Origin of the sequence: Vogesella facilis (genome assembly GCF_042648525.1) — a bacterium.
Classification (GTDB): domain Bacteria; phylum Pseudomonadota; class Gammaproteobacteria; order Burkholderiales; family Chromobacteriaceae; genus Vogesella; species Vogesella facilis.
The window spans coordinates 76,253-89,393 of sequence record NZ_JBHRXN010000010.1 but is presented as its reverse complement, the minus strand read 5'-3'; the positions used below and the strand labels follow the sequence as shown (position 1 = coordinate 89,393).

Annotated in this window: 12 protein-coding genes and 1 riboswitch; of the genes, 5 read left to right on the top strand and 7 right to left on the bottom strand. The window is 64.8% G+C overall.

What is annotated here, in order from left to right; genetic code table 11:
• Positions 1 to 8: 8 nt before the first annotated feature.
• From ACFOLG_RS04530 to ACFOLG_RS04500, 7 genes are all read right to left on the bottom strand, one after another.
• Complete coding sequence (locus ACFOLG_RS04530; RefSeq protein ID WP_386088879.1) at positions 9 to 1,025, bottom strand: ABC transporter ATP-binding protein; 1,017 nt, start codon at positions 1,023 to 1,025, stop codon at positions 9 to 11.
• A gap of 191 nt (positions 1,026 to 1,216) precedes the next feature.
• Positions 1,217 to 2,374, bottom strand: coding sequence for an ABC transporter substrate-binding protein (locus tag ACFOLG_RS04525; protein ID WP_386088876.1), 1,158 nt, complete (start codon positions 2,372 to 2,374; stop codon positions 1,217 to 1,219).
• 279 nt (positions 2,375 to 2,653) lie between these two features.
• Positions 2,654 to 3,559, bottom strand: coding sequence for a LysR family transcriptional regulator (locus ACFOLG_RS04520; protein ID WP_386088873.1), 906 nt, complete (start codon positions 3,557 to 3,559; stop codon positions 2,654 to 2,656).
• Between the two features lie 90 nt (positions 3,560 to 3,649).
• The gene (locus ACFOLG_RS04515; RefSeq protein WP_386088870.1) at positions 3,650 to 4,396 is read right to left on the bottom strand and encodes a sulfite exporter TauE/SafE family protein; all 747 of its coding nucleotides are present in this window, start codon (positions 4,394 to 4,396) and stop codon (positions 3,650 to 3,652) included.
• A 249-nt stretch (positions 4,397 to 4,645) separates the two neighbouring features.
• On the bottom strand, positions 4,646 to 5,359 hold the full coding sequence (gene ung / locus ACFOLG_RS04510) for a uracil-DNA glycosylase (RefSeq protein WP_386088867.1): 714 nt from the start codon (positions 5,357 to 5,359) through the stop codon (positions 4,646 to 4,648).
• 81 nt (positions 5,360 to 5,440) lie between these two features.
• Positions 5,441 to 5,767 carry a rhodanese-like domain-containing protein gene (locus ACFOLG_RS04505; RefSeq protein ID WP_386088864.1) on the bottom strand — a complete coding sequence of 109 codons (327 nt, stop codon included), beginning with the start codon at positions 5,765 to 5,767 and terminating at the stop codon, positions 5,441 to 5,443.
• Positions 5,768 to 5,769: 2 nt separating this feature from the next.
• Positions 5,770 to 6,429, bottom strand: a complete 660-nt coding sequence (locus ACFOLG_RS04500; protein WP_386088861.1) for a protein-L-isoaspartate O-methyltransferase family protein — start codon at positions 6,427 to 6,429, stop codon at positions 5,770 to 5,772.
• Positions 6,430 to 6,575: 146 nt separating this feature from the next.
• Positions 6,576 to 6,716, top strand: a riboswitch (TPP riboswitch).
• A 104-nt stretch (positions 6,717 to 6,820) separates the two neighbouring features.
• Between ACFOLG_RS04500 and thiC the strand changes: the two genes are divergently transcribed.
• The 5 genes from thiC to ACFOLG_RS04475 form a co-directional block, all read left to right on the top strand.
• A complete protein-coding gene (gene thiC, locus ACFOLG_RS04495) occupies positions 6,821 to 8,725 on the top strand; it encodes a phosphomethylpyrimidine synthase ThiC (protein WP_386088858.1) in 1,905 nt (634 codons plus the stop codon).
• Positions 8,726 to 8,900: 175 nt separating this feature from the next.
• Positions 8,901 to 9,932: a tetratricopeptide repeat protein gene (locus tag ACFOLG_RS04490; protein WP_386088855.1), complete on the top strand. Its 1,032-nt coding sequence runs from the start codon at positions 8,901 to 8,903 to the stop codon at positions 9,930 to 9,932.
• Positions 9,933 to 10,199: 267 nt separating this feature from the next.
• Positions 10,200 to 10,994, top strand: coding sequence for a tetratricopeptide repeat protein (locus ACFOLG_RS04485; RefSeq protein WP_386089318.1), 795 nt, complete (start codon positions 10,200 to 10,202; stop codon positions 10,992 to 10,994).
• A 108-nt stretch (positions 10,995 to 11,102) separates the two neighbouring features.
• On the top strand, positions 11,103 to 11,843 hold the full coding sequence (locus ACFOLG_RS04480; RefSeq protein WP_386088852.1) for a sporulation protein: 741 nt from the start codon (positions 11,103 to 11,105) through the stop codon (positions 11,841 to 11,843).
• Between the two features lie 396 nt (positions 11,844 to 12,239).
• The coding region (locus ACFOLG_RS04475) for a substrate-binding domain-containing protein (RefSeq protein WP_386088849.1) at positions 12,240 to 13,141 on the top strand (902 nt) is incomplete at its 3' end.

Below are 13,141 nucleotides of genomic sequence, written 5' to 3'. Positions count from 1 at the left end.
TGTCTCCCTCAACCGGCCAGCGGCAGCATGGCCTGCCGCGGCCAGGCCACGGTGATGGCGCCGCCGATGGCGGCCTGCGCCTCGAACTGGCCGTGCTCGTTGGGCAGCACCATGCTCACCACCTTCTGCCCGAACACTTCCACCTCGTAGCGGCTGACCGCGCCCAGGTACTGGATGTCCAGCAGCTTGCCGGCCACCCGCACCACGTCGCCGTCGGCCAGCTGGCCGGCCGGGCGGATGCGCTCCGGCCGCACGGCGAAGGGCTGGCGCTGGCCGGCCAGGGTGGCGGCCAGTTCGCCGTCGAACACGTTGGCCGCACCGACGAAATCGGCGACGAAGGCGGTAGCCGGCTGGTTGTACAGCTGCTGCGGCGCCGCCACCTGCTCAATGCGGCCCTTGTTGAACACCGCCACCCGGTCGGACATCGACATCGCCTCGCCCTGATCGTGGGTGACGTAGATGAAGGTGATGCCGAGGCGGCGCTGCAGCGCCTTCAGCTCGGTCTGCATCGCCTCGCGCAGCTTGAGATCCAGCGCGCCCAGCGGCTCGTCCAGCAGCAGCACCCGCGGCTGCAGGATCAGCGCCCGCGCCAGTGCCACCCGCTGGCGCTGGCCGCCGGACAGCGCCGCCGGGCGGCGGGTGCCGTACTGGCCAAGCTTGACCATCTCCAGCATTTCCTCGGCGCGGCGGTAGCGCTCGTCCTTGCCTACGCCCTTGAGCATCAGGCCGTAGGCGACGTTGTCCAGCACGTTCATGTGCGGGAACAGCGCGTAGTCCTGGAACACGGTATTCACCGCGCGCAGATTGGGCGGCAGTCCGGCGGCCTCCTGGCCGAAGATGCGGATGGCGCCGTGGCTGGGCTGCTCGAAGCCGGCGATCAGCCGCAGGCTGGTGGTCTTGCCGGAGCCGGACGGCCCCAGCATGGAGAAGAATTCGCCCTCGGCAATGTCGAGGCTGATGGCGTCAACGGCGCGCACACTGTCGTAGTGGCGGCTGACATTGTGGAACTGCACGGCGATGGACATGGTGTACTCCGATGCGCGGCAACAGCGCGCCAGGCGGCCTGGCCAAATAGCTGGCCATACTGCGGGGTGGGCAAGCGTCACGCCCGGCAGGACATGACGGCGCCCGGTTGAAACGTCAGGCCAGCACGGCGCGGCAGACGGGCGGGCATCCGCCCGTCCAGCCGCTGCGGCCAACCTTGCGGCGGCCCGGCTTAACGGCCACCCATGATGGCGATGTAGTCGGCGGTCCAGCGGCTGTACGGTACGCAGCGGCCCTGGCTCTTGCAGCTGGCGATCGGCGTCTTCCAGAAGCGGATCTGCGCGAAGCGGTCGAAGCCGTTGCTCTGGCAGAAGTCGCTGCCGCCCGGCGCCTTGGTCTTGCAGGCCTCGGCCACTACCGGATTGGAACCGAACCACTCGGCCAGGCCGGACTGCAGGTTCTTGTTCAGCGACCATTCCATCCACTTGTAGGCGCACACCGGGTGCTGTGCCTGCGCATGCAGCATGGTGGTGTCGGCCCAGCCGGTGGCGCCTTCCTTCGGAATCACCCCGGCCACCGGGAAGTTCTCCGCCTGCAGGCTGTTGATGGTGTAGCCCCAGGCGCTGGAGGCGGCGACGCCTTCTTTCTTGAAGTCGTTCATCTGCACGGTGACGTCATGCCAGTAGCGGTGGGTGAGCTGCTTCTGCTGGCGCAGCAGCTTCAGCACCTCGGCGTACTGCGCCTCGTTCAGCTCGTACGGGTCCTTGATGCCCAGCTTGGGGTTCTTGCTCATCAGGTACAGCGCGGCATCGGCCATGTAGATGGCGCCGTCGTAGGCCTGCACCTTGCCCTTGTTGGGCTGGCCGTTGGGCAGCTTGCCCGGCTCGAACACCGCCGACCAGCTGCTGGGCGCGGTCGGGAACACCTTGGTGTTGTACATCAGGAAGTTGGCGCCCCACTGGTACGGCGTGCCGTACACCTTGCCGCCCACGGTGTACCAGCTGCCGTTTTTCACCCGCGGGTCCAGCGTGTTCCAGCTGGGAATCAGCGCCGGGTTGATCTCCTGCACCTTCTTGCCATAGATCAGCCGCAGCGAGGCGTCGCCGGAGGCGGTGACCAGGTCGTAGTTGGGCGAGTTCATCAGCGACACCATCTCGTCCGAGGTGGCGGCGGTCTTCACGCTCACCTGGCAGCCGCTGCTCTTCTCGAACTGGGTCACCCAGTCGTAGTTCTTGTCGGTTTCGCCGCGCTCGATATAACCCGGCCACGCGATGATGTTGAGTTTGCCTTCCGGCTTACCCAGCGCGGTCGGCGGCGCGGCCATCAGCGGGGCGGCGACCATGCTGCTACAAACGGCGGCGCAGGCCAGGGCATGCAGGCGATGCTTCATCACAGTTCTCCTTTGCAGATCGGCGCATTGATTGCGTCTCGAATGGTGTGCTGCATTCTAGGAACCGGGTTTTGGCACTACCAAGGCAACTTGCCCAATACGACCTATCGGGAAAACCGGATGCTCGTCGCCAGCATTGGCATTTTCCGCTGCTTTTGTGCAGCGCAGCGCCAATTCTTGCGTGGCACGGCGCCCAGCGGCGCGGTGGCGCGGCCAGCAATCGGTAATTTCGATAATCAATCGAGAGATATAGGGAAAACAGAAACAACGATGCCGCGTTCAGGCGTGGCTGCGGGTATATTCGCGCGCCACGGTGAGGAAGTTCTGTGCCGTTTCCGCCACTTTGGCGCCACGGCGCCAGGCCAGCCCCACCTGCAGCGACGGTGTCTTCTCCAGCAGCTGGCGCACTTCCAGCCGGTCGCCATCCAGCGACCATGGCCGGTACAGCAGGTCCGGCATCACCGCCAGGCCGGCGCCGGTGGCCACCAGGCTGCGCAGGCCCTCCACCGAGCTGGTGCGCACCGCCATCGTTGGCCGCAGGCCCTGGCTGCGCCACAAGGCGGTGGCCACGTCCTCCAGCTCGTCCAGCTTCAGGGTGACCAGCGGCTGCTGCGCCATCTCCGCCACCGCCACCGTGCCCAGCTCCAGCAAGGGGTGGTTCACCGGCAGCCACAGCCGGTAGGCGGATTCCAGCAGCGTTTCCGCCTCCAGCGCCTGGCGGTTTTCCAGGTTGGAGACGATCAGCACTCCCACATCCAGCTCGCCGTTCACCAGCAAGTGCTCGATGTACTCGCGCTGGTCTTCCACCACGCGGATGTTCACCAGCGGAAAGGTGTTGCGGAAGCGGTCCAGCAGATAAGGCAGGAAGTAGCCGCACACCAGGCTGGTGACGCCGATATTCAGCTGGCCGGTCACGCTGTCCGGCCGCGCGCGCATCGCCTCGCGCGCATTGCGCACCGAGGCCAGGATCTGGTGTGCATGGCGCAGGAACTGGTAGCCGGCGTGGGTGAGGATCATGCCGCGCGCGTGGCGCTGGAACAGCGTGGCGCCAAGGTCGGCCTCCAGCGCACGGATCGCCTCGGTGACCACCGACTGCGACACGTTGAGATCCTGCACCGCGCCGGAGATCGACTCCGCCTCGGCTACCGCCACGAAATAGCGCACGTTCTTCAGCGTGATGGCCACGTTTCCCCCTGTAGACAATGGCGGTGTCGCCCGCCTTGGGCAGCACTTTACACCATGCGCCAGCGGCACGATGCCGTTCGGGGGGTTAACTCAAGCCAGCGCCGAATACACCAGCTGCGCGCCGGACAGTGCCAGCAGCGCCACCGCGCTGCTGAAGAACGCCTGCTCCGGCAGGCGGCGCTGCAGGTGCACGCCCAGCCACACGCCCAGCGGCACCAGCGGTGCCAGCAGCAGGCACTGCCACAGCACCGTCGGCGTAAACAGCTGCAGCGCCAGATAGGGCAGCAGCTTCAGCAGGTTCACCACGGTGAAGAACACCGCCAGCGTGGCAACGAAGCGTTCCTTGGGCAGCGGCCGGCTGAACAGGTACACCAGCACCGGCGGGCCGCCGGCGTGCGCCAGCGTGCTGGTGAGGCCGCCAAACAGCCCGGCGAGGCGCCCGGCCAACGGCCCCAGCGGCCGCGGCGTGGCCGGGAAGAAGCGCAGCCACAGCCGCTGTGCGGCGAACAGCAGCGCCAACAGGCCGATCGCCAGCTTCACCGACCAGGCCGGCAGCAGGCCGAAGGCCAGTGCACCGAGGCCGATGCCCAGCAGTGCGCCGGACAGCATCAGTTTCAATTCACGGCCATCCCAGCGCCGCCAGTACAGTTTCACGCTGGACAGGTCCATCAGGCACAGCAGTGGCAGGGTGAGCGCGGCGGCAGCCTCCGGCGGCATCACCAACGACATCAGCGGCACGGCGATGCCGCCGAACACGCCGCCAAAGCCGCCCTTGGCGACCCCGGTGAGCAGGATGGCCACGGCGCTGACCAGCCAGGCGGTAAAGGAGAAAGTCATCGGCAGACCATGGCACTTAAGGGTGGGGGAAACCGAGCTGAGCCGGCATAGCACCACCATACCTCGCTGCCGCAGCGTAGTGAAACGACTACAGCGCACCGTGAAAAATCTCGCGTTCCAATCGGGATTAAGCCGCACCGGAGCTAGGCGCGAGTGAAAAATCCCGGCGCCGCATATAGCGGCGATGCCAGGAGGGACAAGCGTGCGTAACGCAGTAGCGCAACGAAAGCGAGGGTTTTTCGAGCTGCGCTACAGCAGGCTACCCTGCGCTGCGGCGATACCCCAGGCGATCTCGCCGCGACCGCGGGCGGCCAACCATTGATTGGCCTGCGAGAAGTGGCGGCAGCCGAAGAAGCCACGGCTGGCGGACAGCGGTGACGGGTGCGCCGCCTTCAGCACCGCGTGGCGGCCGGCATCGATACGCTCGGCCTTGCCCTGTGCCCAGTTACCCCACAGCAGGAACACGCAGCCGGGGTTTTTCGCATTCACCGCGTCGATCAGCGCGTCGGTAATCAGCTGCCAGCCGAGCTTGCCGTGGCTGCCGGCAGCGTCGGCCTCCACCGTCAGCGAGGTGTTGAGCAGTAGCACGCCCTGGCGCGCCCAGTGCGACAGGTCGCCGCTGACGGCCGGCGCCAGCCCCAGATCGCTGGCCAGTTCCTTGTACATATTGCGCAGGCTGGGCGGAATCTTCACCCCGGCCGGCACCGAGAAACTCAGCCCCATGGCCTCGCCGGCGCCGTGGTACGGGTCCTGGCCGAGAATCACCACCCGCACCTCCTGCGGCGCCACCTGGCGCAGCGCGTTGAAGATCAACTCGCGCGGCGGGTAGATCGCCACGCCTTCGGCGGCGCGGGCGGCCAGGCGGGCGTCGATGGCCTGCAGCTGTGCGGCCAATGCCGGCGCGGCCAGCACATCGCGCCAGGCGGCGGGCAGGGATGCGATAGCGGGGGATAGGTAACTCATGCTCACTCGATTTCTGCCACACAGTGGCAACAACAAAAAAAGCCGCTCCGGCAGGAACGGCTTTCGACTTGGCAGGATGGCTTAATAACGTGCCATCGCCGGGTCTACCTCATTGGCCCAGGCATCCACGCCGCCACGCAGGCTCAGCACCTGCTCGAAGCCGGCGTTCTGCAGGTAGAGGCCCACCTGGAAGCTGCGCACGCCGTGATGGCAGATGGTGACGATAGGCACGTCATCCGGCAGCTCGTTGTGCCGCAGCGGCACCAGGTTCATCACCATCTGCTGCGAGCCGACGATGTGGCACAGCGCGTATTCCCAGTCCTCGCGCACATCCAGCAGCAGCGGCTTGGCACGACTGTCGTCCGCCAGCCAGGCCGCCAGATCGCGGGCAGTGATTTCGCCGACCATGTTCAGAAGCTGAAGCGGGACGGCTCGATGGCGTCCAGCTGCTGCAGGCGGGCAATATTGGTGTCGAAGCTCACGCTTTCCTGGTAGGCGGTTTCCGACACGCGGGTGATGATCTTGGCGATCATCACCGGGGCATCGCCCACGATCACCGCCAGGCGGCCGCCGATGGCCAGCTGCGCCTTCAGCGCGTCCGGCACCACCGGCACCGAGCCGCCGAGGCAGATCACGTCGAACGGCGCCTGCGAGGCCAGGCCGTCGATGCCGTTGCCCACGCTCAGGGTCACGTTGCGGATGCCGGCGGTCTTGAGGTTGGCCGCGGCGCGCTGCGATTGCTCGGCGTCCAGGTCCACGCTGTACACGTGCTGGCTCACGGCGGCCAGCAGCGCGGTCAGGTAGCCACTGCCGGTACCCACTTCCAGCACCTTGTCGCTGGCTTTCACCTGCAGGTCCTGCAGCAGACGGGCTTCCACCTTCGGCTCCAGCATGGTGCAGCCGTTTTCCAGCGGCAGCTGCACGTCGGTGAAGGCCAGGGTGCGCTTGTCTTCCGGCACGAAATCTTCGCGTTTCACGTGGAACAGCAAATCGAGAATGGAGGTGTCGAGCACATCCCACGGACGGATCTGCTGCTCAACCATGTTGAAACGGGCTTGTTCGAAATTCATCGGAAACTCCGGGGGATTCAAGACTGAATAAAAGGACGACTCTGAAAACGGCACGCAACCTTGACTGCATGCGGTTTTCACAGCCGGCCGGCAGCGCAGCTGGGCGCAACCTAACTTGCGATTATCCCACAATTAACTTACCTTCACAGCATCGCTAGGGGTCCTGCCCCTGCCGTGAAGGATGCCACAGCGTTGTGCGCGGACGACACTGGCAGGTTGGCGGGTGAGAGTCACCCTTCGAACCTGACCCGGATAATACCGGCGTAGGGAAGCGTAATCTGCCAGACACCGCATCGCGCCGCGCGTTCCCGCCGCCGCCATGCGGCCAACCGCAGCCGGGCATCCGGACCGCTCCTTGCGCCGCTTCATCGCACACTGGAGACGCCCCCCGATGAACGCGCCAAGCAAACCGAATCAAGCCATGGTGGTGGATTCCGCCGCCATCCAGCCGCTACCCAATTCCCGCAAAATCTATGTCGAGGGCAGCCGCCCGGACATCCGCGTGCCGATGCGCGAGATCAGCCAGGCCGACACCCCCACCCAGTTCGGCGGCGAGCAGAACCCGCCGATCTACGTCTACGACTGCAGCGGCCCGTACAGCGACCCGCAGGCACAGATCGACATCCGCTCCGGCCTTGCCCCGCTGCGCGCCGCGTGGATCGCCGAGCGTGACGACACCGAGCTGCTGGCCGGCCTGAGCAGCGACTACGGTCGCGCCCGCGAAGCGGACCCGAAACTGGCCGACCTGCGCTTCGACCTGCAGCGCAAGCCGCGCCGCGCCAAGGCCGGTGCCAACGTTACCCAGATGCACTACGCGCGCCGCGGCATCATCACCCCGGAAATGGAATTCGTCGCCATCCGCGAAAACCTCAACCGCAAGGCGTATATCGAATCGCTGCACGCCACCGGCAACAGCCGCCTGCTGGAGCTGATGACGCGCCAGCACGCCGGCCACAGCTTCGGCGCCAACCTGCCGGAAGAGATCACCGCCGAATTCGTGCGCCAGGAAATCGCCGCCGGCCGCGCCATCATCCCCAACAACATCAACCACCCGGAATCCGAGCCGATGATCATCGGTCGCAACTTCCTGGTGAAAATCAACGGCAACATCGGCAACAGCGCGGTAACCTCGTCGATCAGCGAAGAAGTGGACAAGATGACCTGGGGCATCCGCTGGGGCGCCGACACCATCATGGACCTGTCTACCGGCAAGAACATCCACGAAACCCGCGAGTGGATCCTGCGTAACAGCCCGGTACCGATCGGCACCGTGCCCATCTATCAAGCGCTGGAGAAGGTCAACGGCAAGGCCGAAGACCTGACCTGGGAGATCTTCAAGGACACCCTGATCGAACAGGCCGAGCAGGGCGTGGACTACTTCACCATCCACGCCGGCGTACTGCTGCGCTACGTGCCGCTGACCGCCGGCCGCATGACCGGCATCGTGTCACGCGGCGGCTCCATCATGGCCAAGTGGTGTCTGGCGCATCACCAGGAAAACTTCCTGTACACCCACTTCGCGGACATCTGCGAAATCATGAAGGCCTACGACGTGGCCTTCAGCCTGGGTGACGGCCTGCGCCCGGGCAGTGCCTGGGACGCCAACGACGCCGCGCAGCTGGGCGAACTGAAGACGCTGGGCGAGCTGACGCAGATCGCCTGGCAGCACGACGTACAGGTGATGATCGAAGGCCCCGGCCACGTGCCGATGCAGCTGATCAAGGAGAACATGGACAAGGAGCTGGAGTGGTGCCACGAAGCGCCGTTCTACACCCTGGGGCCGCTCACCACCGACATCGCGCCGGGCTACGACCACATCACCTCCGCCATCGGCGCTGCGCAGATCGGCTGGTACGGCACCGCCATGCTGTGCTACGTGACGCAGAAGGAACACCTGGGCCTGCCGAACAAGAACGATGTGAAAGAAGGCATCATCACCTACAAGCTGGCCGCGCACGCCGCCGATCTGGCCAAGGGTCACCCCGGCGCGCAGATCCGCGACAACGCGCTGTCCAAGGCGCGCTTCGAGTTCCGCTGGGAAGACCAGTTCAACCTGGGCCTCGATCCGGACAAGGCGCGCGACTTCCACGACGAGACGCTGCCGAAAGACAGCGCCAAGGTGGCGCACTTCTGCTCCATGTGCGGCCCGCACTTCTGCTCGATGAAGATCACCCAGGACGTGCGCGAATTCGCCGCCAAGCAGGGCATCAGCGAGCAGGACGCGCTGCACAAGGGCATGGAAGTGAAGGCTATCGAGTTCGTGCAGGGCGGCGGCAAGCTGTACGACAAGGTGTAAGTCACCGCTGCTTCACGTGAAACGATAAAGGTTGGCCGCAGCGATGCGGCCAACCTTTTTTCAAAACAGACACAGCCGCCTCCACACCGCGACATTCCGCGATCCGTCAGCCACCGCTGTTCCCTATTGGCATAATTTGCGGCACCATGGCCTCCCTACAAGACAAGGTCATGCCATGAAAAAAGCACTCTTCGGACTGCTGCTGTACCTGCCACTGGCGCTCCCTGCACTCGCGACGGAAACCAAGCAATTGCTGCAGGACGGTTATTACCTGCAAGCAATGCAACAGGCCCGGCAGGCACTGCAGCAACTACCCGCGGATGACTCGGCAGGCAGATTGCGTGCACAAATCGACCTGGCAAACGCCATGATGGAACGCCATCAAGCAGACCAGGCGGAGCTCATATTCAAGGCCTTGTTGCAGGACAGCCGCCAGGTTCCCCCTAGTAGCCTGATCGAGGCAGAAGTGCAGGAAGGTCTGGCTGGCGTGTATCTGGACCGGCAGCAGTCCAAAGCGGCCGCAAAGCTCTACCGCCGCATACTGTCCATACGTCAGCAGCATCTGGGGGCACAACATCTGGAAGTTGCCCAGACACTGAATGACCTAGGGGTTGCACTGGGCATGCAAGACCAGATGTCTGAAAGCGAGAAGCTGCTGAAACAAGCACTGGAAATACGTGAGCAACTGGCTGGGCATGACAGTTTCCCTGTGGCAGAAAGCCTGTACAACCTGAGCTTCAATCACATGGCTCCCGGCCAGTACCAACAGGCCGAACCCATGATGATCGAAGCCATCCGCATCAAGCAGCATGTCTTGCGCCCTGATCACCCCAGTATGACTCGCAGCATGCGCATGCTGGGCTGGCTGTACCGCAAGCAAAAGCGCTTCGACGAAGCCATGGCGCAATTACAGGCAACATTGGCCATGACACAACGGAATGGCGAAGACTCGCTTGACCAGACGGGCAGAACCTTACGCGCCATCGCCGACTGCCTTCAGGACCAGGGTAAGGCCATGGAAGCGGAACAGTACTACCGCCAGGCCCTGGTAGTACTGCCGCAGGCACTGGGAGCAAAGCATTACGCAGTAGGCCAGACCATGAACAATCTGGGATGGCTGCTGAAAACAAACCTCCATAGCAGCGAAGGCCAGCAACTGATCACCGAAGGCCAGCGCATCATGGATGCCGCGGAAAACCAGAACTGACCGCACGGTGGATAACTTCCGCCAGCAAGCACATCACCCAGGGCTGCCCATATGCACATTTTCCGTCCCGTCCTGCCCCTACTGTTCGCCATTGCCTGCCATGCCAATGGTGTCGATGGTCTGCTGCGCTAGGGCAATTACCAGCAGGCCACCCAACAGGCAGAAGCGGCGTTTGCCAGCGCCAGCGACCAGCCTGCTCGCTGGCAGGCACAGTGCGACCTTGCCCGCAGCTGGTTACGCAAGGATCATTACCAGGAAGCAGGCGCACTGCTGCAATCCCTGCTGTACGGTCCGCAAGCCGTACCCGCCGACACGCTGCTGTATGCCGACCTGCTGGACGCATGGTTCCAGTTCCTGCGCGAGAGTAGCCGTTTCAAGGAGGCCGAGCCCATCGGCCTGCAAGCCCTCGCCCTGCACACACGGCTATTGGGCGAACAGCATCTGCTGGTAGCCGAGTCGATGAACAATCTGGCCCTGCTGCGCCAGTACACCGGCAACTACAGCGAGGCCATCCGGCTACACCAACAAGCATTGGCCATACGCAAGTCCCTCGCCGGCGAAAACAGCCAGGAGGTAGCCGAGAGCCTGCACAATCTGGGCACCCTGTATAACAGCAAGCGCGATTGGGCCTCCGCCGAGCGCTATCTGCAGCAGGCTCTCGCCATCAAGCAACAGATCATGCCAGCCACCCCCCCATCGATCCGGGTGTCGAAAGCGCGTCTCGCCGGCAGCTACATCGACAGCAAACAGTACGCCCGCGCCATCCCGCTGCTGGAAGAGGTACTGGCTGGCGAGCAGAGCGATCCGAACAGCGACAAAGTGCACACCGCCATCGTGCTGCGCGAGCTGGCAGATGCCCATCACTACTTGCGCCACGTTAACATAGCCGAGCGTTATTACCTGCAGGCGCTGGATAGCTTTGCTGCCAGTGTCGGCAAACAGCACTACGCCTATGCGGTAGCGCTGAACGGCCTGGGTTGGCTGTACAAGAAGAACGGCAAGCCGGAGCAGGGCACAAGCATGATTGCAGAGTCCGAGCGGCTGTTCGACGCCATCAAATAACGGGACCGCGCAGGCTAAAACCGGCCCCCCCCCCTTGCGCAGGCGGAACTTGTATCCTACCGACCGGTCTTGCCAACGCCCCTCAACACAAACTCAGAATACAAAAATATGTTCAAGAAACTGCTTGCCTCAATCGGCGTCGGTGGCGCCCGCGTCGATACCCAACTGGACAACCCGCGACTGTACCCGGGTGAGCTGCTGCGCGGCCGCGTGCTGGTACATGGCGGCAGCGCCGACCAGGACATTGAGAAAATCGAGCTGGTGCTGATGGTGGAAGCGGAGCAGGAATCCGGCGACCACGAGGCCCGCGGCGCGTTGCCGCTGGGCGCGGTGCGGGTGGCGGAGCGTTTTACCATCCGCGCCGGCGAAAGCCGCGAGCTGCCGTTCCAGATCAACCTGCCGGCGGAGACGCCGATCAACGCGCTGGCGCACTATGGCCGGCCGCTGCCGGTGTGGATTCACACCGATCTGGCCATCGACGCGGCGCGCGATGCCAGCGACCGCGATCTGCTGGAAATCCTGCCGCCGCCGCCGGTGGCCGCGCTGCTGCACGCCTTCGAGCAGCTGGGCTGGACGCTGGCCAGCACCGACGTGGAAGTGGGCACCGCCCGCGTCGGCAACGTGGCCAGCACGCTGGGCTGCTACCAGGAGTTCGAGCTGCGCCCGCGCGGCGGCAATTTCCGCATCCAGGAGATCGAGCTGACCTTCATCCCGCGCGGCAGCGACACCCATGTGCTGATCGAGGTGGATGCGCGCTTCGGCGGCGACAGCTACATCGCGCTGGTGATGGGGCCGGATTTTGCCCGCCGCGACTGGGCGACCGAGCTGCGCCAGCGGCTGCCGATCTAGTCCTGAGCGCGGCGCCGGCGCGCGGCTAGCCGATGAGCGCCGCGGCAGCGCGGCCCACCCGCCGATGGCGAGCGGCCCCGGACTACACCCTGCCATCCACCATGCCGGCGGCGAGCGGCCAACCCGCCGCCGCTTGCGCCTCTTGCCGCCAGCCGCCGCACGTCCTGACCGGTGGCCGGGCAGCACCACCTATCGAGGCATGGCAGCGCGGTGCCGCCGACGGGCCATGCCACGCCACCAGCCGCAGTACCCGATGGCCAATTCAGGCCGATAACCGACGGCAATCGGGGCGGCGGCCAAAAGTTTTCTGGAAATTTATTTCCGCAGTTGTTACCTTGCGGAAATAAATTTGCTGCCGTCATTGTACGACCGGCAACCATAACCAGGAGACAAAGCATGTTGAAGCAATCCGCGCTGGCCGCGCTGTTGGCCGCCAGCCTGGCCAGCCCGCTGGCGCAGGCCGAGAAAATCGGCGCCACCATCGCCAATTCCAACCCGTGGCTCACCCGCGTGCGCGCCGGCATGCAGCAGCAGGCGGCGCGCATGCCCGGCGTGAAAGTGCAGTTCGAGGATGCGCAGGACGATATCGGCCGCCAGCTCAGCCAGATCCAGAACTTCATCGCGCAGAAGGTGGACGCCATCATCGTGGTGGCGGTCGATTCGCAGGCCACCCCCAAGATCACCAAGCTGGTAACCCAGGCCGGCATTCCGCTGATCTACGTGAACCACCCGCCCGGCGACAAGGCGTTGCCGCCGCGCGTGACCTTCGTTGGCTCCAACGAGAAAGAATCCGGCACCATGCAGACCCGCGAAGTGTGCCGGCTGATGCAGGGCAAGGGCGATGTGCTGCTGATCGTCGGCGATCTGGCGAATGAATCGGCATTGCAGCGCACGCGCGACGTGAAAGAGGTGATCGCCAAGCCGCCGTGCAACGGCATGCGCATCGTGGCGCAGCAGGCGGCGACCTGGAGCCGCACCCAGGCGGCGGACCTGATGAACAACTGGCTGACCACCGGCATGAAGTTCGACGCGGTGATCGCCAACAACGACGAGATGGCCATCGGCGCCATCCAGTCGCTGAAAGCCGCCGGCAAGATGAACAGCAAAATGATCGTGGCCGGCATCGACGCCACCCATGACGCGCTGGCGGCGATGAAGGCCGGCGACTTGAAGGTGACGGTATTCCAGGACGCGCTGGGCCAGGGCGGTGGCGGGGTGCAGGCGGCGGTGGACATGGCGCGCGGCAAGAAAGTGCCATCGCAGCTGTGGATTCCGTTCGAGCTGGTCACCCCGGCCAA